This is a genomic window from Streptomyces sp. NPDC037290, assembly GCF_055603245.1.
Window position 1 is genome coordinate 696,846 of the sequence record NZ_JBVJVZ010000001.1, and the last position, 22,197, is coordinate 719,042.

Below are 22,197 nucleotides of genomic sequence, written 5' to 3' on the forward strand. Positions count from 1 at the left end.
GGTGCCGTCGCCGCCACGGACGTAGAGTCGCCCCATGACCTCTACCGACAGCGCACAGACCCCGGCCAAGGCCCCCGCCAAGGACCCCTGGGACCTGCCCGACGTCTCCGGGTACGTCGTCGGCGTGCTCGGCGGCACCGGACCGCAGGGCAAGGGCCTCGCCTACCGGCTCGCCCGGGCCGGCCAGAAGGTGATCATCGGCTCCCGTGCCGCCGAGCGCGCGCAGGCCGCCGCCGGGGAACTCGGCCACGGCGTCGAGGGCGCCGACAACGCCGAGACCGCGCGCCGCAGCGACATCGTGATCGTCGCCGTACCGTGGGAGGGCCACGGCGACACGCTGACGTCCCTGCGGGACGAACTGGCCGGCAAGCTCGTCGTGGACTGCGTCAACCCGCTCGGCTTCGACAAGAAGGGCGCCTACGCGCTCAAGCCCGAGGAGGGCAGCGCCGCCGAACAGGCCGCCGCCCTGCTGCCGGACTCCCGCGTCACCGCCGCCTTCCACCACCTGTCGGCCGTCCTGCTCCAGGACCCGGAGACCGAGCAGATCGACACCGATGTCATGGTGCTGGGCGAGGAGCGGGCCGACGTCGAGATCGTGCAGGCCCTCGCCGGGCGCATCCCCGGGATGCGCGGCATCTTCGCCGGACGGCTGCGAGGCGCCCACCAGGTCGAGTCGCTGGTCGCCAACCTGATCTCCGTGAACCGCCGCTACAAGGCACACGCCGGGCTCCGCATCACCGACGTGTGAGCGGATGGGGGACACTGTTCGTCGTAGCAGTGTCCCCCGCAAGGAGCCACCCGTCATGCCCCGCATCGCCCTCTGCACCCTCGTCGTCTGCGTGCTCTCCGTGGCCGCCGCCGTCGTCTCCTTCGTCCAGGGCAGCTGGCTGGGCATCGTCTGGGTGCTGCTGGCGGGCCTGACGTCCAACATGACCTGGTACTACGTCAGGCGCGGCCGGGCCACCGCCCCGCAGGACCCGTCCGTCACGGGCTGACCTGGCAGATCTCGGGGGTGCCCTGCCAGAAGCGGTACAGCTCCTGGCCGCAGTAGCGCGCGTAGTCACCCACGCCCAGGTGCTTCAGGAGCGCGTCGATGACGTCGAAGAACACGGTGTTGACCGACGGCACCCACAGCAGCGCGAACACGAACAGCAGGCCGAACGGCGCGAACGGCTCCACCTGGCGCTTCACCCGGTACGACAGCCACGGCTCGATGACGCCGTAGCCGTCCAGGCCCGGCACCGGCAGGAAGTTCAGGATCGCCGCCGTCACCTGGAGCAGGGCCAGGAACGCCAGCGCGTACTGGAAGTCGGCGGGGACGCCGTCAAGGGCGTGCAGCCAGAACGGCGCGGTGCACACGGCCGCGAACAGCACGTTCGTCAGCGGGCCCGCGGCCGAGATCAGGCTGTGCCGCCAGCGGCCCCGGATCCGGCCGCGCTCGATGAACACCGCGCCGCCGGGCAGGCCGATCCCGCCCATGATCACGAAGAGCACCGGGAGCACGATGCTCAGCAGGGCGTGCGTGTACTTCAGCGGGTTCAGTGTGAGGTAGCCCTTGGCGCCGACCGTGATGTCCCCGCCGTGCAGGGCCGTGCGCGCGTGGGCGTACTCGTGCAGGCACAGGGAGACGATCCAGGACGCCGTCACGAACAGGAACACCGCGACGCCCGGCTGCGCCGCGTACCCGCTCCAGGTGGCCCAGCCGGTCACCGCCGTCACGGCCAGGATCCCGACGAACACCGGACTGACTCGGCGTTCGCTGCGGCGGGTGGTGGCGGTGGTCATCGGCGGACTCCTGTGCGACGGGGACGGTCGGCAGTGCGACCGTACCGGCCGCGCACTCATGGGGGAAACGCCTCGCGCTCGCCGTCCGGTTCCTGGACCCTGGGGGAATGCCACGGATGAGGGTGTTCTACGAGGACTGGCAGATGGAGTGCTGCGGCACGCCCTTCGCGGTGGGCGACGAGGTGAGCTGGCGGCTGGTCCCCTACGACACCGGGGACATCCGGGAGGGGTGGGGCTACGGCGCCGGGGCCCGGGTGGAGCGCCACGGGGGCGGCCCGGACGAGGAGACCACGGACCGCGTACGGACCACGGGCCGTGTGCACGCCATCGAGCTGGTGCGGCAGGAGTACCTCGCGTACCCGGACCAGCGGGCCCTCGAGCGCCTCGACCGTGCGCAGGAGCGGGACGGCGCGGAGGTGGTCATTCTGCCGTCCCCGTACAGCATGGAAGCGGTGCCCGGCGCACACACCCTGGAGGCCGTCCGCACCTGCCCCAAGTGGTTCGAGCAGGAGGAACCCGGCAGGGCCCCGGGCCCCCACCGGATCCGCCGCGCCGTCGGCGTCCTCGTCACCCTGGACATCCCCGACGGCACGCCGCCGCGACCCGGTGACCACCGGTGACCGCTCCGGCGACAATGGACCCCGTGCGCTTCTCGCTGCTCGGCACCACCCAGGTACTCCGCCCCGACGGTACGGCCGTCCCGGTCGGCGGGGCGCGGCTGCGCGCCCTGCTGGGCGTGCTCGCGCTCAGGGCCGGGCGGACCGTGCCGGCGGGCGTGCTGGTCGACGAGGTGTGGGGCGCCGAGCCGCCCGCCGACGCCGCGGGGGCGCTGCAGGCGCTCGTCGGCCGGCTGCGCCGCACCCTCGGCGCGGACGCCGTCGCCTCCGCCGAGGGCGGCTACCGGCTCACCGCGGCCCCCGACGACGTCGACCTCACCCGCTTCGAGCGGCTCACCGGCGACGGCCTCGCGGCCCTCGCCGACGGCGACCCGGCCAAGGCCGCCGCCGTCCTGGACGACGCGCTCGCCCTGTGGCGCGGCCCCGCCCTCGCCGACCTGCCCGACCACACCGCCGAGGCGGCCCGCTGGGAGAGCCGCCGGCTCGACGCCCTGCGCGCCCGGCACACCGCCGCCCTCGCCCTCGGGCACGCCGGGCAGTCGCTGCCCGAGCTGACCGCGCTGTGCGACGACCACCCGCTGGACGAGCCGCTGCAGGCGCTGCGGCTGCGCGCCCTGCGCGACGCCGGCCGCCCGGCCCAGGCGCTCGCCGCCTACGACGACGTACGACAACTGCTCGCGGACCGGCTCGGCTCCGACCCCGGCCCCGAACTGCGCGCCCTGCACGCCGAGTTGCTGGCCGAGCAGCCCCCGGCGCCGCGACCCGGACCTGCGGCCGTGGGCAATCTGCCCGCCCGGCTCACCTCCTTCGTCGGCCGGGAGACCGACATCGAGGCCATCGGCGCCGATCTGGCCGCCGCCCGCCTGGTCACCCTGCTCGGTCCGGGCGGCGCCGGGAAGACCCGGCTGTCCCAGGAGGCCGCCGAGGCGGTACGGCACACCGTCCGGGACGGGGTGTGGCTGGCCGAACTGGCGCCCGTGGACGACCCCGAGGCCGTACCGCAGGCCGTGCTCACCGCGATCGGCGCCCGCGACACCGTGCTGCACGGAGCCGGCGCCGAGAGCATGCGCGCGGTCACCGACCGGTACGACGACCCCCTCGAACGGATCGTGGAGCACTGCGCCCGGCGCCGGATGCTGATCGTCCTGGACAACTGCGAGCACGTCATCGAGGCCGCCGCCCACCTCACCGAGCGTCTGCTGGCCCGCTGTCCGCAGCTGACCGTCCTCGCCACCAGCCGCGAACCCCTCGGTGTGCCGGGGGAGTTGGTGCGCCCGGTGGAGCCGCTGCCCGAGCCGGTCGCGCTGCGGCTGCTCGCCGACCGGGGCGCGGCGGCCCGCCCCGGGTTCCGCGTCGAGGACGATCCCGGGGCCTGCGCCGAGATCTGCCGGCGGCTCGACGGACTGCCTCTCGCGATCGAACTCGCGGCGGCGCGCCTGCGCATGCTCACCCCGCGCCAGATAGCCGACCGGCTCGACGACCGTTTCCGGCTGCTCACCTCCGGCAGCCGCACCGTCCTGCCCCGCCAGCAGACCCTGCGGGCCGTCGTGGACTGGTCCTGGGAACTGCTCGACGCGGACGAACGGGACGTCCTCGCCCGGCTGTCCGTCTTCGCGGGCGGCTGCGACCTGGCCGCCGCCGAGGCCGTGTGCGGTCCCGTCGCCCTGGACGCGCTCGGCTCCCTGGTCGACAAGTCCCTGGTGGTGGCCGCGCCTGTGCCGGGCGAGGGGGCCGACGGCGGGATGCGCTACCGGCTCCTGGAGACGGTCGCCGAGTACGCCGGCGAACGGCTGGACGAGACCGGCCGCCGCGCCGGCGCCGAGCGCGCCCATCTGACGTACTACCGGGAACTCGCCCGCACCACCGACCCGTTGCTGCGCGGCCCCGGGCAGGGCGCCGCCATCGGCCGGTTCCAGCTGGAGTACGAGAACCTGCGCACCGCGCTGCGGCACGCCGTCGCCACGCGGGACGAGCAGGAGGCGCTGTGCCTGGTGCTGTCCCTGGTGTGGTTCTGGCAGATGCGCGACCAGCGCATCGAGACCCGCCACTGGTGCCGGGAGGTCATGCCGCTGGGCCCCGACCCCTTCGCCGAACCCGTCCGCCCCGCCGAGCCGCTGTGGCAGCGCTGCACCGACGCCCCGCCCCCGTACAGCGGCGAGGTCCTCGCCGAGGCCCGGCGTGGCGTCCACCTCGCCCACCTCGCCTGCATGGACCATGAACTGGAGGCCTGGCAGACCCCCGAGGCCCAGGCCAAGCTGCGCGCCATCACCCGGGTCTACCACGCCGGGATGCCGCAGACCTGCCGGGCGCCCGGCATGCTGTGGTTCTACGCCGTGATGCTGACCGGCGGTCTGGACCGCATACAGGAGGTCGCCGACGCCACTGTGCGCACCTGCCGGCAGACGCCGGGCTTCGAGTGGGAACTGGCCGGCGCCCTGCAGCTGCGCGCCAACCTCTTCGCCAACCGCGCCGCCTCGGCCGGCAACGCCGCCCGGGACGCCGAGGAGGCCCTGGAGATCTTCCGCCGCCTCGGTGACGCCTGGGGCACCGCCGAGGCGCTGTCCGCCCGCGGCGAGGCCCATGAACGCCAGGGTGCCCTCCACGAGGCGGCCGCCGACTACCGGGCGGCCATCGAACACGCCGAACGCCTTGGCGCCCGCGGTCAGATGGCCGTCCTCCGTGCCCGCCTCGGCAGCGTGCTCATGGAGTCGGGGGACGCGGAGCGCGGCGAGCGACTGCTCCGGGACGTCATCGCGAGCAAGGACGGCTCCCTCAACGAGGCCATGCCCGCCGCCCGGCTGTTCCTCGCCTGCTGGCTCGGCCTGACCGGCCGCACCGCCGAGGCCCGCGAGCAACTGCACCTGCTGCGCGAGGAGTTCAAGATCGCGCACTTCGTGGTCTTCGACTCCATGATCCGGGTCCAGGAGGCCTGGCTGGACGCACTCGACGGCCGTGCCGAGGACGCCCTGGACCGGGTCAGGGGGGCGCTGCGGCTCGCCCAGGACCCGCTGTCCAAGGCCGTCGCCCCGCACCTGGACTCCATCTGCCTCTACGCCGCGTCGATGGCCCTCGCCCGCCTCGACGGCGGCGGCCACGCCGCCGACGCCGCCCGCTGCCTGGGCGCCGCCCACGCCCTGCTGCCGCCCGGGCACATCCTCTCCGGGGTCGAGCGCCGCTGCCACGACATGGCCGAGCGCCGGATCCGGGAGGCCCTGGACGCCCCCGCCTACCGGGCCGCGTACGCCGAGGGCGGTGGCCTCTCCCTCGCGGAGGCCACCGCCCTGATCTGAGGGCACGGCGAACGTCAGTTCTTCGTGCGGAACTTGTGGATCGCGACCGGCCCCATGACCGCCGTGATCGCCACGGACCAGGCCACGGTCACCCACAGATCGTGCGCCACCGGGCCGCCGGTCATCAGCCCGCGGGCCGCGTCCGCCAGGGTCGACAGCGGGTTGTAGTCGGTGAAGTGCCGCAGCCAGCCCGGCATCGACCTGGTCGGGGCGAAGATGGACGACCCGAACTGCAGCGGGAACAGCACCAGGAAGCCCACGCCCTGCACCGACTGCGCGCTCTTCAGCATCACGCCGAGGGTGAGGAACACCCACATGATCGAGGAGGCGAACAGCGCGGACAGGCCCACCGTCGCGAACAGCCCGGCCCAGTGGTGGATGTGGAAGCCGACCAGGACGGCGACGACCATCAGGATGACCGTCGCGAACAGCATCCGCGCCAGCTCGACGGCGATCTTCGCGAAGAGCACGGACCCGCGCCCGATCGGCAGCGACCGGAACCGGTCCATGACGCCGCTGTTGAAGTCCTGGCTGAAGCCGGTGCCGACGCCCTGCGACAGGGTCATGCTCATCATCGCCAGCATGCCGGGGATGACGTACTGCACGTACCGCTCCTGGCCGCCGCCCAGCGCCTGCCCGATCGAGCCGCCGAAGACGAACACGAACAGCAGGGTGAAGACGATCGGCATCAGCAGCGCGTCGAACATCGACTCCGGGTCCTGGCGGATCCAGAGCAGATTGCGGCGGATGAGCGCGCCGGTGTGCCGCAGGTGCCCGCGCAGCGGGATACGGACGTCGGCGTCGGCGGTGGCGGTGGCGGTGCTCATACGGCGACCTCCTGGCGGGTCTCGGCGGCCGTGGTGTCCTGCGGGGCACCGGCACGGTGGCCGGTGAGGGACAGGAACACCTCGTCCAGGCTGGGCAGTTCGGTGGTGATGGAGGAGATCGTGATGCCGCGCGCGGTGACCGCGCCGACCACGGCCGTCAGCTGCTCGTCGCTCAGGACCGGCACCAGCAGCGTCCCGGTCTCGGTGTCCACGGTGGTGGTGGCGAGTCCGGTGATGCCCAGCTCGTCCAGCATGCCGGCGAGCGGGCGCAGCTCCAGCGGGTCGAGCGGCCGCACCCGCAGGGTGCGCCCGCCCACCCGGGCCTTCAGCTCCTCGATGCCGCCGGTCGCGATGACCTTGCCGCGGTCCACCACGGTCAGCTCCGAGGCGAGCTGCTCGGCCTCCTCCATGTACTGGGTGGTCAGCAGCACGGTGACCCCCTCGCCGACCATCACCTTCACCTCGTCCCACACCTCGTTGCGGGTACGGGGGTCGAGGCCGGTGGTCGGCTCGTCGAGGTAGAGGACCGCGGGCCGCCCGATCATGGAGGCGGCGAGATCCAGCCGCCGCCGCATACCGCCGGAGTACGTGCTCGCCGGCCGCCTGGCCGCCTCCGTCAGCGAGAACCGCTCCAGCAGTTCGTCGGCGCGGGCGCGGGCGTCCTTGCGGGACAGGTCCAGCAGCCGGCCGATCATGTACAGGTTCTCCCAGCCGGGCAGCTTCTCGTCGACGGAGGCGTACTGGCCGGTCAGCCCTATCACCCGGCGCAGCTGCCTCGGCTGCCGTACGACGTCGTAGCCGGCCACGGTGGCCCGGCCGGAGTCCGGGGTGATCAGGGTGGACAGGATCCGCACGAGGGTGGTCTTGCCGGCGCCGTTCGGCCCGAGCACGCCCATCACGGTGCCCTCGCGCACGTCCAGGTCGACACCGTCCAGCGCCTTGGTCTCGCCGTAGTGCTTGACCAGTCCCCGTACCGTCACCGCGTGGCCCGCGCCGCCGGGGTTGTCATCGATTCGCGTCATGGGGAAGACGGTGCCAGGGCCCACCGACAAACCACCGACAGGACGCCGACAGCCACCGACACCGTGCCGACAGCCACCGTGCCGACGGCCACCCCGCGAAAAGGGGCCAGCCCGCCGACGGGGGAAGATCGGCGGGCTGCCCGTGTTGCCGCAGTGGCCTAGTGGACGGAGTGCTCCTCCAGCGGGAACGTCCCGCCGACGACGTCCTGCGCGAACGCCTTCGCCGCGGTGCCCATGACCTCACGCAGGTCGGCGTACTTCTTGACGAACTTCGGGACGCGACCGGAGGTCAGCCCGAGCATGTCCGTCCAGACCAGCACCTGCGCGTCCGTCTGGGGCCCGGCGCCGATCCCGACGGTCGGGATGTGCAGCACCCGCGTCACCTCGGCCGCCAGCTCCGCCGGCACCAGTTCGAGGACGACCGCGAACGCACCCGCGTCCTGCACCGCCTTCGCGTCCCGCAGCAGCTGCTGTGCCGCCTCCTCGCCGCGCCCCTGGACGCGGTAGCCCATCGCGTTGACGGACTGCGGGGTCAGCCCGATGTGGGCCATCACCGGGATGCCGGACTCCACCAGCAGCCGGATCTGCTCGTGCGAGCGCTCGCCGCCCTCCAGCTTGACCGCGCCGACCCCGGCCTCCTTCACCAGCCGGGTCGCCGAGCGCAGCGCCTGCACCGGGCCCTCCTGGTAGGAGCCGAAGGGGAGGTCGCCGACGATCAGGGCGCGCTGGGTGCCGCGGACCACGGCCGCCGACAGCATCGTCATCTCGTCGAGGGTGACGGGCACGGTCGTCTCGTACCCGAGGTGGCAGTTGCCCGCCGAGTCGCCGACCAGCATCACCGGGATGCCGGCCTCGTCGAAGACGGACGCGGTCATCGCGTCGTAGGCGGTGAGCATGGGCCACTTCTCGCCCCGCTCCTTGGCGAGGGTGATGTCGCGGACGGTGATGCGGCGGGTGCCCTTCCCCCCGTACAGCGCCTTGCTGCCGTCGGAAGGCTTGTTCTGGGCAGCCGAAAGCTGCGTCATGGCAACGGCTCCTTCAGTCATCTCGAGGCGCCCTGACGGCGTCCCCGGATCGCCTCCATGGTGGCACCTCGTGCCAGCCAGGACCAGAGGGGCACCTTGTGATCCCCGCCGTGTAAGACCTTGGTAAAGAACTAAGATACGAGACCGTTCCGTATCGAAATGATCGTAGGGTCGAACTCATGACAAGTCCCGTCCCTGCCTCCCGGATACCGGAAGCGGTGCACCGGCGCCGCTGGGCGATCCTCGGCGTGCTGATGCTGAGCCTGCTCATCGTGGTGCTCGACAACTCGATCCTGAACGTCGCCATCAAGACCATCTCCAGCCCCGCGCCGACCGGCCTCGGCGCCACCCAGGGCCAGATCGAGTGGGCGATCAACGCCTACACGCTCGTCTTCGCCGGCCTGCTGTTCACCGCAGGACTCATCGGCGACCGCCTCGGCCGCAAGAAGGTGCTGCTCGGCGGCATCGCCGTGTTCGGCATCGGCTCCGCCCTGGCCGCCGAGTCCGGCACCCCGGCCCAGCTGATCGCCTACCGCGCCCTGATGGCCCTCGGCGCCGCCTTCGTCATGCCCGCCACCCTCGCCGTCCTGATGAACGTCTTCGAACGCGAGGAGCAGCCCAAGGCCATCGGCATCTGGGCCGGCGGCGTCGGCCTCGCCATCGCCATCGGACCGATCACCGGCGGCGCGCTCCTCGACCACTTCTGGTGGGGCTCGGTCTTCTTCGTCAACGTGCCGATCGTGATCCTCGCGCTGGTCCTGATGGCCTGGCTGGTGCCCGACTCCCGCGACCCCAGGCCGGGCCGCCTCGACCCCGTCGGCGTCGTCCTGTCCGTCGTCGGCCTGGTCCTGCTGGTCTACGGCATCATCAAGGGCGGCGAGCTGGCCGACTTCACCGACGCCAAGGTGCTCGCGACGATCGTCGCCGGACTCGCCGTACTGGCCGCCTTCGTCGTCTTCGAGAAGCGCAGCGACCACCCGTCGCTCGACGTCACCTACTTCAAGAACAAGGTCTTCTCGGCCGCCATGAGCGCCATCGCGCTGGTCTTCTTCGCGCTGATGGGCGTCACGTTCTTCGGCGTCTTCTACACCCAGAGCGTGCGCGGCTACTCCCCGCTGGAGTCCGGTGTGCTGATGCTGCCGCTCGCCGCCGCCCAGCTGATCTTCGCGCCGCGCGCCCGGCTGCTGGTCGACCGGTTCGGCAACAGGGCCACCACCACCGCGGGCCTGGTGCTGATCGCGGCGACGCTGGCCATGTTCGCCACGTTCGAGGCCGACACCCCGATCTGGCTGCTCGAGGTCGTCTTCTTCCTCATGGGCACCGGCATGGCGCACATCATGACCCCGACCTCGGTCGTCATCATGCAGGCGCTGCCGCGTGAGAAGGCCGGCTCCGCCTCCGCGCTCAGCAACACCTTCCGCCAGGTCGGCGGCGCGCTCGGCATCGCCGTCCTCGGCTCGGTGCTCGCCACGTCCTACCGCAACGGCATGGAGGGCAAGCTCGGCATGCTGCCGCCCGCCCTGCGCGACAAGGCCGCCGAGTCCATCGAGGCCACCCTCGGCATCGCCGGCAGGCTCGGCCCGCAGGGCAAGGCCCTGGTCGCGCCCGCCGACGACGCGTTCCTGCACGCCATGCACGTCACCGCGCTGTGCGGGGTGGGCGTCGCACTCGTCGGCGCCGTCGTGACGGCCCTGTTCCTGCCGGGCAAGCCGCCGACGGCCGAGCGGGGCGAGAAGGAAACGGAGTTGGTCGCGGCCGCCGAGTGACGCGGACCGCGGTTCCACGGGGGAAGGAGGCGGCTGCGGGACAATTCCCGCAGCACAGTGAGAGGACGGAGCGACGTGAGTCTTGCCGAGAGCCGGCCGCGGCCCGACGGACCGGTACGGGGCAGGCCCCGTAGCGAGGCCGTGGAACGCGCCATCATCGAGGGCGTGATGAAGCTCCTGGAGGAAGGCCTGCCCCTCGCCGAACTCTCCATCGAGCGCATCGCCCGCACGGCCGGGGTCGGCAAGGCCACCATCTACCGCCGCTGGAGCGGCAAGGAGGAGCTGTTCATCGACGTCGTACGCGCCGTCGAGCCCGCCGACCCCGAACTCCCCGGCGTCTGTATGCGCGACGACCTCGTCGTCCTGCTGGAGAACCTGCGCCTGCGCGGCCTCGCCAGCCGGACGTCCGCGATCCTGCACAACGCCCATGCCCAGATGAAGAGCAGCCCCAGGATCTGGGCCGCGTACCACGCGAACGTCGTGGCGCCACGGCGCGCCCTCGGTCTGGACGTACTGCGCCGCGGGCAGCGCAACGGCGAACTCCGCACCGATGTCGACCTGGAACTGGCCAACGACATGATCGTCGGCCCCATGCTCACCCGGGCCGTGCTGCGCCCGGACGCCGAACTGCCCGAGGGTCTGGCGGAGCAGATCGTCGACACGGTCCTGGCCGGCCTACGCCCCGTCAGCTCGACAGACTCGTAGCACTGATGTGCGGGTTCTGTCACAGACCTCGGCTGTCCGGGGGTGAACGGAACTCCCTGCCCCGCCTCGTTCGTCCTCGTCTTCCGTACGGCCGTCATGGGACGGCGGGAACAGGGCCGATCATCCCCTAGGGTCGGAAGAACACGGGGAACGACGGTGTGCACGGCAGGCAGTGAGGCAGACGGTATGGCGCAGCAGGCGTACATGACGGAGACGGCGGACGGCGGCTCGGGGCCCGAGCGACCGGGATCCCGGCTTCGGCGCCTGATGCACCGCCTGTTCTCCGGCTGGCGCGGGGATCCACGCATCTGGCGCCGTGGCATCGTGCTGGCGGCGCTGGCCCTGCTCCTGGCCCTGGTGATGCTGCTGCACTCGCGCATCCCGAACCGGGTGGGCAACCTCGGCAGTCTGACCGAGACGTTTCTGCCCTGGCTGGGCCTGGCCATCCCGGTGCTGCTGCTCCTCGGTCTGGTCCGGAAGTCGGCGACCGCGCTCATCGCCGTACTCCTGCCGGCGATCGTGTGGCTGAACCTCTTCGGGGGGCTGCTCACCGACAAGGCCGGCTCGGGCGGCGACCTGATGGTGGCGACCCACAACGTCAACGCCGACAACCCCGACCCCGCCGCGACCGCCCGGGCCGTCGCCTCCTCCGGCGCCGACGTCCTGGCCCTGGAGGAGATCCCGGGCACGGCCGTGCCCGTCTACGAGAAGGCGCTCGCGCCGACGTACGGGCACCACGCGGTCGTCGGCACGGTCGGCCTGTGGAGCAGGTACCCGATGACCGATGTCCGGGCCGTCGACATCAAGCTCGGCTGGGAGCGCGCGATGCGTGCCACCGTGACGACGCCGCACGGCCCGATCGCGGTGTACGTCGCCCACATGCCCTCGGTGCGCGTGAAGATGAAGGCCGGGTTCACCGCCCGGCAGCGCGACAAGAGCGCCGACGCGCTCGGCGAGGCCATCGCCGACGAGCCCCTGAAGCGGGCCGTCCTGCTCGGCGACCTGAACGGCACGATGAACGACCGCTCACTCAACGCCGTCACCTCCCAGATGCGCTCCACGCAGGGCGCGGCGGGCAGTGGCTTCGGATTCAGCTGGCCGGCGTCGTTCCCGATGGCGCGGATCGACCAGATCATGGTCAGGGGCGTGGAGCCGGAGAGTTCCTGGACGCTGCCGCGCACCGGAAGCGATCATCTGCCGGTGGCCGCCCGTGTGAAGCTGGACACGTCCTCGTAACCCGGGGAACAGGGGGCCCGGGGGCTTTGTTCCGCTACTGAACATATGCTGGTACGGAACTCCGCTCCCTCCCTCGAAAGGCACAGGCCCTTCATGCCCCTGGCCCTGCTCGCCCTGGCCGTCGGCGCTTTCGGAATAGGTACGACCGAGTTCGTGATGATGGGGCTGCTCCCCGACGTCGCGGACGACCTGCACATCTCGATCCCCGCCGCCGGGCACCTGGTCTCGGCGTACGCGCTGGGCGTCGTGATCGGCGCCCCCCTGCTGGCCGCGCTCACGGCCCGTATGCCCCGCCGCACGGTCCTCATCGCCCTGATGGCCCTGTTCGTCGCGGGCAACGCCCTGTCGGCGTTCGCCCCCGGCGACGGCTCCCTTCTCGCCGCCCGCTTCCTCAGCGGCCTGCCGCACGGCGCCTTCTTCGGCGTGGGCGCGGTCGTCGCCACCGGAATGGTGCCGCCGGAGCGCAAGGCCCGCTCCGTCTCCCTGATGTTCCTCGGCCTGACCGTCGCCAACATCGCGGGGGTGCCGGTCGCGACGCTGGTCGGCCAGCACCTGGGCTGGCGCGCCACGTTCCTCGGCGTGAGCGTGATCGGTCTGGCGGCGATCGCCTCGCTGGCCCTGCTGGTCCCGCGGGACAGCGGGCACGCCGCCGCGCCGGCCGGCCTGCGCGGCGAACTGGCCGCCCTGCGCTCCCTCCCCGTCTGGCTGGCCCTCGGTACGACAGTGGCGGGCTTCGGCGCGCTCTTCGCGGCGTACAGCTACGTCACCCCGATGCTCACGGACGCGGCGGGCTACGCCGAGACGAACGTGACCCTGCTCCTCGCCCTCTTCGGCGTGGGCGCGACGGCGGGCAACCTGCTGGGCGGCCGCCTGGCCGACCACTCGCTCCGGGGGACGCTCTTCGGCGGACTGGCCTCCCTCGGACTCGTGCTCCTGCTGTTCCCCCTCCTCATGCGCGCCGAGTGGAGCGCGGCGCTGGCGGTGACACTGCTGGGCATGGCCGCGTTCATCACCGGTTCCCCGCTCCAGCTGATGGTCATGGAGAAGGCCGCAGCCGCCCCGTCCCTGGCCTCCTCCGCCAACCAGGCGGCCTTCAACCTGGCCAACGCCGGCGGCGCCTGGATCGGCGGCCTGGCGCTGGCGGCGGGCTTCGGCACGACGTCCCCCGCGCTGGCGGGCGCGATGCTGGCGGTGCTGGGGCTGGGCGTGGCGAGCGTGGCGTACGCGGTCGACCGACGCCGGGCGACTCCGTCGGAGGGGCGGGTCGTCACGTCCCACGTTCCCGGCGAGTCGGGGGCGCTGCAGCACTGAGGCGGTCGGGACTGAGGCGCTCGGCGGGGCGGGGCTGGCCTGCCCGGCCCGAGCGAGCGGCCCGGAAGGGCGGTGGCCCCGGCCGGTACCGGGCTTGGAGGCTTGCGGCCGAGGCAAGGGGAGGCTTTGGGCCGGATGGATGGCCCAGGGGACGGCTGGGCGTGGCCCAAATCTGCCAATCACGCAAAGGGACCCGGGGTCTTCATGACCCCGGGTCCCCTGCCGCTCAGCGGAGCGTCAGTGCTTCTTCGCGTACGACGCGACGTAACCGTTCGCGGGCGAGCCCACGCCCGTCACGTCGTCGTAGCCCTTCACCGCGGACAGCGAGCTGTCCTTGCCGAGGCTGCGGACCGAGGTCGCGAGGCCGCCGGAGGCGTCGAGGCCGTTGACGAAGTCGATCCGGGCCACCGCGAGGTCGGTGCCGGTCGGCTTGTCCGTGACGTCGTGGTAGACGCCTTCCTTGCCGTACTTGGCGTAGATCGTCGGGTTGGCGAAGCCGATCGCCTTGCCGCCGCGCGCCTCCTGGGCCAGGGCCTGGACCGCCGCGATCACCGGGGCGGCGAGCGAGGTGCCGCCGATCCGGTACTCGCTGTACTGCTGCGAGCCGTCCGGGAAGGTCTGGGTCTGGCCGACCAGGAAGCCGGTGTTCGGGTCGGCGATGGCCGCGATGTCCGGGACGACGCGGTTGCCGGCGGCGTTGTTGGCCGTGGCCAGCGCCTGCGGGACGATGCCCTTCTGGTAGTACGGCTGCGGCACGGTCTTGCTGGTGCCGCCGCCCGCGCCCGAGGTGAACGCGCCGGGGAAGTTCGTCCAGCTCTTGCCGTCCGCCGACAGGGTCGCCTTCTCGGTGCCCCAGCCGGTCTCCCACTGGTACGAGTTGTCCTTGCCGACGGCCAGCGAGGTACCGCCGACCGCGGTCACCCAGGCGGAGTTGGCCGGGGTGTCGACCTGCTTCGTACCGGACTTGGCGGCCTGGTCGCCGTCGTCACCGGAGGAGAAGTAGAAGCCGATGCCCTGCACCGCGCCCAGCTGGAACACCTGGTCGTAGGCGGCCGCGAGGTCCGGCGTCTGGTTGGCCTCGATGTCGCCCCAGGAGTTGGAGACGATGTCGGCCAGGTGGTTGTCGACGACCTTGCTGAGCGAGTCGAGCAGGTCGGCGTCGTAGCAGGAGGCCGCACCGACGTAGGTGACGTCGGCGGACGGGGCGACCGCGTGCACGGCCTCGACGTCGAGGGTCTCCTCGCCGTACCAGCCGGCGGCGCCGCACTCCTTGGTCTTGGTGTAGTTCTTCGGCAGCACCTGGTGCAGCTGACCGGTGTTCCAGGCCGCGTCACCGTGCTTCTGCGCGTAGCTGCCCGCGTCGAAGGCGATGGTCGGCGAGGCGTAGGCATCCGTGATGGCGATCCGGACACCCTTGCCGGTGTAGCTGCCCGCGCCGTAGGCGGAACGCAGCTGCTTGCCGGTGTAGCCCTTGATGGCGTACGGGATCTTGCCGCCGTACGCGTCCGGGAGCGTGGTGGCGATGTTCGAGCCGTAGTACGACGAGAACGGGCCCGAGTTCTTGAACACGGCGTCCGGCGGCGGCAGCTGGTCGTCGTGGTTGGACTTGTGCGGGGCGTTGTCCAGGCCGGTGACGGTCAGGACGGCGCCCTTCAGGCTGTCCGGCACGGAGGCCGTCTGCGCCGGGGCGCGGTAGGTCGCCGAGCCCTTGGCGAAGTTGTGCAGCTGGGTGCCGAACGCCTTCTCGGCGGCGGCCACGTCACCGGAGACGGCGACGTAGTGCGCGGTGACCCCGGTGACCTTCAGACCGGCCGAGGTCAGCCAGGACTTGACGGCGGCCACCTGGGCCTTGGTGGCCCCGAAGCGGGCCTGCGCCTTCTTGGCGTTCAGGTACTTGCCGTACAGCGGCGAGCTGGGGTCGGACACGGCCTTGGCGTAGGCGGCGAGGCCCGCCGCGTCCTTGCCGGCCAGGTAGACCCGGGCGTTCACCGGGGCGCTGTTCGAGGTCGCGCCCTTGTCCGCCTTGGCCGTGGCCCAGAGCGGCTTGGTGCCCTTCAGTGCGTCACGAGCGGGGCTGTCCGCGGCGTGTGCCGCGGGTATGCCCAGCGCCAGCGCGCCGGCGACCATGGGCAGTGTTGCTGCCATGCTCATGGCGCGCAGCTTGGCGCGGTTGGATCTCATAGAACCCCCTGCGATGCGGTTCGCATGCATGTAGTGGTCGGTACGTCATGCGTCCGCGCGCCGGCCCGCGGCGGTTCGGCCTGACGAATGGATCACATGATGGGGGTCACTCTTTCGATGAACGGTTCATGCCAGGGGAAGGTAAAGGTCAAGAGAAGCTCAAGTGCCCGTCAGGTGGGGCGAATTGCGCCTTTCATCCCTCACGGTTCTGTAACGGAACGACCTGGCGTCTGTTCACGTCCCACAGGTCACGAACGCGGCGCCGCTCCCCGCTCCTTGAGCATCCCGGCCATCACCTGGAGCTCCGACTGCTGGGCGTCGACCATGCCCTGCGCGAGCCGTTTCTCCACGCCGACGGTGCACTTGGCCACGCACCCCTCGGCCATGTGGATCCCGCCCCTGTGGTGGGCCGTCATCAGCTGCAGGTAGAGGATCTCGGCCTGCTTGCCGCTGAGTGACCGGAGCTTCCTGAGATCCGTGTTCGTCGCCATGCCCGGCATCAGCGCGCCGTCCTTGCCGGAGGCCATGCCGCCCATGCCCATCCAGGTCATCGGCGGCTCGGCCGACACCTTCGGCAGCCCCCACAGGTCCAGCCAGCCGAGCAGCATGCCGCGCTGGTTGGCCTGCGTCTGTGCGATGTCGTAGGCGAGCCTGCGCACGTCCTCGTCCTTGGTGCGGTCCCGGACGATGTACGACATCTCGACGGCCTGCTGGTGGTGGACGGCCATGTCCCGCGCGAACCCGGCGTCCGCCGACTTTGGACCCGGTGTCGACGGGCGCGGGGTCCTCGGGGCCGGGCCGCCGGAGTCCTCGGCGACCGCGTAGGTGACGGCGCCGGCCGCGAAGAGTACCGCCGCCGCGGCCCCGGCGATCCAGCCGACGTACCGCCGCCTCACTTCATGATCCCGCCGGTGCAGGGGGCTCCGGGCTCGGGCGTCTGCTGTCCCTGGACGTACGTGGCGAAGAACTTGTCCACTTCCGGGTCGGTCGCGCTCTTCACCGTCACCTGGTGGCCCCACGCCGACAGGATCAGCGGCGCAGCCTGGTTCCGGTAGGGGCTCATCAGCGAGTACGGCGTCTTCCTCACCTTCGCCGCGAGCGCGTCGACGTCGGCCTTCTTCGCCCGGCTCGTGTACGTCACCCAGACCGCGCCGTGCTCCAGCGCGTGCACGGCGTTCTCGTCCGGCACTTGCGCGGTGTAGACGTCGCCGTTGCAGTCCGCCCAGACGGGGTTGTGGTTGCCGCCGACCGGCGGGTGCATCGGGTACGTCACCTTCGTCGTCACATGGATCCGCGACAGCTTGCCGCTCCAGGTCTGCACGCCCCCGGCGCCGGTGACCCAGTGCCCGGAGTCACCGGAGCCCTTGGCGGCGTCAGAGCTCTTGGAGCCGCCGGGGCCCTGGGAACTGGCGGAGCTCCTGGGGCTGCCGGAGCCCTTGGCGTCGCTCGCGGTGTTCTCCTTGTCATCCGACCGGGAGTTCACGAGGATCACACCGCCGACCACGAGACCGGCGACGACCACCACGCTCGCGGCGACGGTGAACACGCGGTTGCGGCGCTCGCGGGAGCGCTCGGCGCGGCGCATCTCCTCTATGCGGGCCTTGCGCGCCGCGGTGCTGTTCTTGGCGGAACCCATGAGGTGTCCTTCTGGGGAAAGGGACGGCATCGGGAAGGGTGGGCCCGCTGATCGTAGTGGGGAAGGGCCGTCTTCCGTAGGGAGGGCACGGCAAACCTCCGTAGGGAGGGCACGGCAAACCTCCGTAGGAACGGCACGGCGGGCACCCGACGGCGGGATAATTTGAACCGTGGATGCGTATTACTTACGCTCGGGGTATGCGGCTCCTGCGCTCCACCGACCTGGCCCTGCGTGTCCTGATGCGACTGGCCGTCGCCGCCGGCGCCACGCCCACCACCCGCCAGGTCGCCGAGGACATGGACGTGCCCTACACGCACGCCGCGAAGGTCGTCGCCGAACTCCAGCACCTCGGCCTCGTCGACGCGCGCCGCGGCCGGGGCGGCGGTCTGAGCCTCACCGAGAAGGGCCGTACGGCCTCGGTGGGCGCGGTGGTGCGCACCTTCGAGGGCGACGGCGACGTCGTGGACTGCGAGGGCCCGACCCCCTGCCCCCTGAACTCCGGCTGCCGCCTGCGCGGCGCCCTGCGCCGGGCCCAGGAGGCCTTCTTCGCCGCGCTGGACCCCGTCACGGTCGCCGGCATCGTCTCCGAGCCGACCGGAGCCCTGCTGCTGGGCATCTCCCGTGGGCCACAAGGCAGTTGACGCCTGTGGCCGGTGCCCCGTGGCCGAAAGAAGTGCGTTGATCGCCGGGCGGACCTCATGAAGGCTGGCCCCGACTGTGAACACGACGACGGGGTGTGTCATGAAGGTCCTCATTTCCGGCGCGAGCGTCGCCGGTCCCGCGCTCGCCTTCCTCCTGCACCGCGACGGCCACGAGGTGACCGTGGTCGAGCGGGCCCCCGCGCTGCGCGACAGCGGCTACGCCGTCGACTTCCGCGGCGCGGCCTTCGAGGCGCTGGCGGACCTGGGGATTCTGGAGGAGGTGCGCGGGCACGCCACCGGGATGACCGGCACCGACCTGCTGGACGCCGGCGGCAACCGCACGGGCGAGCTGCCCGCCGAGGTGTTCGCCGGTGAACTGGAGGTGCCCAAGCGCGAGTTGACCCGCATCCTGTACGAGCGCACGGCGGACGCGGTGCGCTACGTCTTCGCCGACTCGATCGACGCGATCGAGCAGGACGCCGACGGGGTCCGGGTCGGCTTCGAACGCGGCGCCCCGGACACCTACGACCTGGTGATCGGCGCCGACGGCATCTACTCGGTGGTGCGCCGCCTGGTCTTCGGCCCGCACGGCGAGGCCATCCGGCACCTCGGCATGTCCGGCGTGGGCTTCAGCGCCCCGAACCGGCTGGGCCTCGACCACCGGGGCGCGCTGCGCATGACGCCCGGCCAGGCGGTCTACGTGTACAGCGGGGCCGACCCCGAGCGGATGAACGTCAGCCTCTCCTTCGCCAGCGACTCGCCGGAGCTGGACCTGCTGGACCGCGCCGAGCAGGAGCGGATCACCCGGGAGCGGATGGCCGGCGAGGGCTGGATCGTGCCGCGTCTGCTGGACGACATGTCCGCCGCCGCGGACCTCTACTTCTCCTCGGCCTGCCAGGTCCACCTCGACCACTGGTCCGAGGGCCGGGTGGTGCTGGTGGGCGACGCCGGCTACTGCGCCGCCCCCACCTCGGGCATGGGCACCTCCCAGGCCCTGATCGGGGCCCGTGTCCTGGCCCGGCACCTCGCCGAGTCCCAGGGCGACCACACCAAGGCCTTCGCCGCCTACGAGCAGGAGCTGCGCCCGTACGTGGCTCAGAACCAGGAGACCGGCCGGGAGGGCGCCCGCAACTTCGGCGCGGAGTGACCGGAGGGGCTCAGTCCCGGGCCAGCCACAGGTCGGGGCCGAACACCTCGTAGTGGATGTCGGCGGGGGCCACGCCCTGCTCGATCAGCTGGGCGCGGACGGCGCGCAGGAAGGGCAGCGGCCCGCACAGGTACGCGCGCGTGCCGGGCCGTACGGCGATGCCGGCCAGGTCGACCAGGCCGGTGCGGGTGCCCGGCTCCGCGTCCCGCTCGTAGAAGAAGTGCACGGACGCCTCCGGGAGCTTCCCGGCGTACGTCTCGTGGGCGGCGCGCAGGGCGTGGCCGGCGGGGGAGCGGTCGCCGTGGACGACCGTGACCGGGCCCTGGTGGCCGGCGGCCGCGAGGTCGGCCAGCATCGCGATCACCAGGGTCACGCCGATGCCCGCGGAGGCGAGCAGCAGGGGGGTCGCGGCGTCGGTGTCCAGGACGAGGTCGCCGTACGGCTCGGACAGGTCCAGGACGGCGCCGGCCCGCACGCGTGCGTGGAGGTGGTTCGACACCTCGCCGTCGGGGGTGGCGTCGTCGCCGGTCACGCGCTTGACGCTGAACTGGCGCACGCTCTCGCCCGGCGCCCCGGACAGGCTGTACTGCCGTATCTGGCGGGCGCCGTCGGGCAGCTCGACCTGGACGGAGACGTACTGGCCGGCGCGGAAGTCGCGCACCGGGCCGCCGTCGGCCGGGCGCAGCCGGAAGGTGACGACGCCCGCCGTCTCCTCGATGCGCTTTACTACCTCCCACGGCCGCCGGTCCTGGCTGCCGCTCTCCTCGTACAGCCGCTTCTCGATGGCGACGAGAGCGTTGGCCATCAGCCAGTAGACCTCGGTCCAGGCGGCGGCCACCTCGGGGGTGACGGCCTCGCCGAGCACCTAGGCGATGGCGCCGAAGAGGTGCTCGTGCACGACCTCGTACTGCTCGGGGGTCATACCGAGCGAGGCGTGCTTGTGGGCGATGCGGCCGAGCATCGCGTCGGGCCGCTGCTCCGGGTGCTCCAGCAGGTGCGTGGCGAAGGCGGCGATGGAGCCGGCGAGGGCCTGCTTCTGGGCGCCGGAGGCCTGGTTGCCGCGGTTGAACAGGTCCCGCAGCAGTACGGGGTGGGCGGCGAACAGGCGGGCGTAGAAGCGCTCGGTGATCTCGCCGATGGCCGCGCCCACGGCGGGAAGGGTGGCGCGGACGGTGGCTGCGGACTGCTCGGACAGCATCGGGACTCCTCACGACTCGACTGATCAGGACGGTATGAAAACTTGCATTTGAGATGCAAATTAATGGACGTGGCGTCCCTCACGTCGGGAAACGGGCCGGCCATGACGAATGTCGGTCCGAGCAGGCAAGATGGGCGAGAGAGCAGTACACCTGCCGTACGAGAGGCGTTCAGGCCGAGGACGCATCCGCGATCAAGGTCCGCAACGCGCATGAAATGGTGTTGTGGTGGGATGCTCAGGTGCCCGACCGCCTCCCGTGGGACCAGGGCAGGCGGCCTGACCAGCAAGGATGGGGTAGCGGAAGATGGACAAGCAGCAGGAGTTCGTGCTCCGGACACTGGAGGAGCGCGACATCCGGTTCGTACGCCTGTGGTTCACGGACGTGCTGGGCTTCCTCAAGTCCGTCGCCGTGGCCCCCGCCGAGCTGGAGCAGGCCTTCGACGAGGGCATCGGCTTCGACGGCTCCGCCATCGAGGGCTTCGCCCGGGTCTACGAGTCCGACATGATCGCCAAGCCGGACCCCTCCACCTTCCAGGTCCTGCCGTGGCGTGCGGAGACCCCCGGCACCGCCCGGATGTTCTGCGACATCCTCATGCCGGACGGCTCCCCGTCCTTCGCCGACCCGCGCTACGTCCTGAAGCGCGCCCTGGCCCGCACCTCCGACCTGGGCTTCACCTTCTACACCCACCCGGAGATCGAGTTCTTCCTGCTGAAGGACCGCCCGCTGGACGGCTCCCGCCCGACCCCGGCCGACAACTCGGGCTACTTCGACCACACCCCGACCAACGTCGGCATGGACTTCCGCCGCCAGGCGATCACCATGCTGGAGTCCATGGGCATCTCGGTCGAGTTCTCCCACCACGAGGGCGCCCCCGGCCAGCAGGAGATCGACCTGCGCTACGCCGACGCGCTCTCCACGGCCGACAACATCATGACGTTCCGCCTGGTCATGAAGCAGGTGGCGCTGGAGCAGGGCGTGCAGGCGACGTTCATGCCGAAGCCTTTCTCCGAGCACCCCGGCTCGGGCATGCACACGCACCTGTCCCTCTTCGAGGGCGACCGGAACGCGTTCTACGAGTCGGGCGCCGAGTTCCAGCTCTCCAAGGTCGGCCGCTCCTTCATCGCGGGCCTGCTGCGGCACGCGGCGGAGATCTCCGCGGTCACCAACCAGTGGGTGAACTCCTACAAGCGCATCTGGGGCGGCTCCGAGCGCACGGCGGGCGCCGGCGGCGAGGCCCCGTCGTACATCTGCTGGGGTCACAACAACCGCAGCGCCCTGGTCCGCGTCCCGATGTACAAGCCCGGCAAGACCGGCTCCGCGCGGGTGGAGGTCCGCTCCCTCGACTCGGGCGCGAACCCCTACCTCGCCTACGCCCTCCTGCTGGCCGCCGGCCTGAAGGGCATCGAGGAGGGTTACGAACTCCCGCCGGGCGCCGAGGACGACGTCTGGGCCCTGTCCAACGCCGAGCGCCGCGCGATGGGCATCGAGCCCCTCCCGCAGAACCTCGGTGAGGCCCTGACCCTCATGGAGAGCAGCGACCTGGTCGCCGAGACCCTCGGCGAGCACGTCTTCGACTTCTTCCTGCGCAACAAGCGCCAGGAGTGGGAGGAGTACCGCAGCGAGGTCACGGCCTTCGAGCTGCGGAAGAACCTGCCGGTGCTGTAGCGGCAGGCCGGTGGCCGGCCCCTCAAAGGTCGCGGGGGGTGGTACCGGGGGGGATTGTGAGCCCCCCGTGTCACCCCCCCACCCCCCCCCCCCCCCTCCGTGTGTTTGAACCCCCCCCTTCCCCGACGTGTTTTTTTCCACCCC

At 71.7% G+C, this 22,197-nt stretch carries 18 protein-coding genes and 1 pseudogene; 11 read left to right on the forward strand and 8 right to left on the reverse strand.

Annotated features, from left to right (window positions below; translation table 11 throughout):
- The first annotated feature begins 34 nt into the window (after positions 1 to 34).
- Complete coding sequence (gene npdG, locus ACZ7HQ_RS03230; protein ID WP_470983950.1) at positions 35 to 748, forward strand: NADPH-dependent F420 reductase; 714 nt, start codon at positions 35 to 37, stop codon at positions 746 to 748.
- A 55-nt stretch (positions 749 to 803) separates the two neighbouring features.
- Positions 804 to 995 (forward strand): hypothetical protein, encoded by a 192-nt coding sequence (locus tag ACZ7HQ_RS03235; RefSeq protein ID WP_470983953.1) that lies wholly within the window; start codon positions 804 to 806, stop codon positions 993 to 995.
- Here ACZ7HQ_RS03235 and ACZ7HQ_RS03240 read toward each other — a convergent pair.
- On the reverse strand, positions 985 to 1,785 hold the full coding sequence (locus ACZ7HQ_RS03240) for a site-2 protease family protein (RefSeq protein ID WP_470983956.1): 801 nt from the start codon (positions 1,783 to 1,785) through the stop codon (positions 985 to 987). The two genes, ACZ7HQ_RS03235 and ACZ7HQ_RS03240, sit on opposite strands and share 11 nt — an antisense overlap.
- Positions 1,786 to 1,892: 107 nt before the next feature.
- On the opposite strand from ACZ7HQ_RS03240, the gene ACZ7HQ_RS03245 reads away from it, so the two are divergent.
- Together ACZ7HQ_RS03245 and ACZ7HQ_RS03250 are read left to right on the forward strand one after the other, a co-directional pair.
- The gene (locus ACZ7HQ_RS03245; protein WP_470983959.1) at positions 1,893 to 2,405 is read left to right on the forward strand and encodes a DUF6578 domain-containing protein; all 513 of its coding nucleotides are present in this window, start codon (positions 1,893 to 1,895) and stop codon (positions 2,403 to 2,405) included.
- Between the two features lie 14 nt (positions 2,406 to 2,419).
- Positions 2,420 to 5,692, forward strand: coding sequence for an AfsR/SARP family transcriptional regulator (locus tag ACZ7HQ_RS03250; protein WP_470985187.1), 3,273 nt, complete (start codon positions 2,420 to 2,422; stop codon positions 5,690 to 5,692).
- Between the two features lie 14 nt (positions 5,693 to 5,706).
- On the opposite strand, the gene ACZ7HQ_RS03255 is transcribed toward ACZ7HQ_RS03250, so the two are convergent.
- The 3 genes from ACZ7HQ_RS03255 to panB form a co-directional block, all read right to left on the reverse strand.
- Entirely contained in the window at positions 5,707 to 6,519 is an 813-nt protein-coding gene (locus tag ACZ7HQ_RS03255) for an ABC transporter permease (RefSeq protein ID WP_470983962.1), read from the reverse strand.
- Complete coding sequence (locus ACZ7HQ_RS03260) at positions 6,516 to 7,541, reverse strand: ATP-binding cassette domain-containing protein (protein WP_470983964.1); 1,026 nt, start codon at positions 7,539 to 7,541, stop codon at positions 6,516 to 6,518. Before ACZ7HQ_RS03260 ends, ACZ7HQ_RS03255 begins: the two co-directional genes overlap by 4 nt.
- Before the next feature lie 158 nt (positions 7,542 to 7,699).
- Entirely contained in the window at positions 7,700 to 8,566 is an 867-nt protein-coding gene (panB, locus tag ACZ7HQ_RS03265) for a 3-methyl-2-oxobutanoate hydroxymethyltransferase (RefSeq protein WP_470983967.1), read from the reverse strand.
- A gap of 179 nt (positions 8,567 to 8,745) precedes the next feature.
- Here panB and ACZ7HQ_RS03270 point away from each other — a divergent pair, with 179 nt between their 5' ends.
- The 4 genes from ACZ7HQ_RS03270 to ACZ7HQ_RS03285 all read left to right on the forward strand — a co-directional run bounded on the left by ACZ7HQ_RS03270 (position 8,746) and on the right by ACZ7HQ_RS03285 (position 13,584).
- Entirely contained in the window at positions 8,746 to 10,332 is a 1,587-nt protein-coding gene (locus tag ACZ7HQ_RS03270; protein WP_470983970.1) for an MFS transporter, read from the forward strand.
- Positions 10,333 to 10,407: 75 nt separating this feature from the next.
- A complete protein-coding gene (locus ACZ7HQ_RS03275; protein WP_470983972.1) occupies positions 10,408 to 11,037 on the forward strand; it encodes a TetR/AcrR family transcriptional regulator in 630 nt (209 codons plus the stop codon).
- Between the two features lie 267 nt (positions 11,038 to 11,304).
- Complete coding sequence (locus tag ACZ7HQ_RS03280) at positions 11,305 to 12,273, forward strand: endonuclease/exonuclease/phosphatase family protein (RefSeq protein WP_470985190.1); 969 nt, start codon at positions 11,305 to 11,307, stop codon at positions 12,271 to 12,273.
- 93 nt (positions 12,274 to 12,366) lie between these two features.
- Entirely contained in the window at positions 12,367 to 13,584 is a 1,218-nt protein-coding gene (locus tag ACZ7HQ_RS03285) for an MFS transporter (protein WP_470983975.1), read from the forward strand.
- 237 nt (positions 13,585 to 13,821) lie between these two features.
- On the opposite strand, the gene ACZ7HQ_RS03290 is transcribed toward ACZ7HQ_RS03285, so the two are convergent.
- From ACZ7HQ_RS03290 to ACZ7HQ_RS03300, 3 genes are all read right to left on the reverse strand, one after another.
- Positions 13,822 to 15,765: a S53 family peptidase gene (locus ACZ7HQ_RS03290; protein ID WP_470983978.1), complete on the reverse strand. Its 1,944-nt coding sequence runs from the start codon at positions 15,763 to 15,765 to the stop codon at positions 13,822 to 13,824.
- A 248-nt stretch (positions 15,766 to 16,013) separates the two neighbouring features.
- On the reverse strand, positions 16,014 to 16,661 hold the full coding sequence (locus ACZ7HQ_RS03295) for a DUF305 domain-containing protein (protein ID WP_470983980.1): 648 nt from the start codon (positions 16,659 to 16,661) through the stop codon (positions 16,014 to 16,016).
- On the reverse strand, positions 16,658 to 17,401 hold the full coding sequence (locus tag ACZ7HQ_RS03300; RefSeq protein WP_470983983.1) for a DUF3105 domain-containing protein: 744 nt from the start codon (positions 17,399 to 17,401) through the stop codon (positions 16,658 to 16,660). Before ACZ7HQ_RS03300 ends, ACZ7HQ_RS03295 begins: the two co-directional genes overlap by 4 nt.
- 197 nt (positions 17,402 to 17,598) lie before the next feature.
- On the opposite strand from ACZ7HQ_RS03300, the gene ACZ7HQ_RS03305 reads away from it, so the two are divergent.
- Both ACZ7HQ_RS03305 and ACZ7HQ_RS03310 read left to right on the forward strand, forming a co-directional pair.
- Entirely contained in the window at positions 17,599 to 18,042 is a 444-nt protein-coding gene (locus ACZ7HQ_RS03305) for an RrF2 family transcriptional regulator (protein ID WP_470983985.1), read from the forward strand.
- Between the two features lie 100 nt (positions 18,043 to 18,142).
- A complete protein-coding gene (locus ACZ7HQ_RS03310) occupies positions 18,143 to 19,189 on the forward strand; it encodes an FAD-dependent monooxygenase (protein WP_470983987.1) in 1,047 nt (348 codons plus the stop codon).
- A gap of 10 nt (positions 19,190 to 19,199) precedes the next feature.
- Here ACZ7HQ_RS03310 and ACZ7HQ_RS03315 read toward each other — a convergent pair.
- Positions 19,200 to 20,387 (reverse strand): annotated as a pseudogene (locus ACZ7HQ_RS03315) (globin domain-containing protein).
- A gap of 304 nt (positions 20,388 to 20,691) precedes the next feature.
- Here ACZ7HQ_RS03315 and glnA point away from each other — a divergent pair.
- Complete coding sequence (gene glnA, locus ACZ7HQ_RS03320; protein ID WP_450799792.1) at positions 20,692 to 22,053, forward strand: type I glutamate--ammonia ligase; 1,362 nt, start codon at positions 20,692 to 20,694, stop codon at positions 22,051 to 22,053.
- Positions 22,054 to 22,197 lie beyond the last annotated feature (144 nt).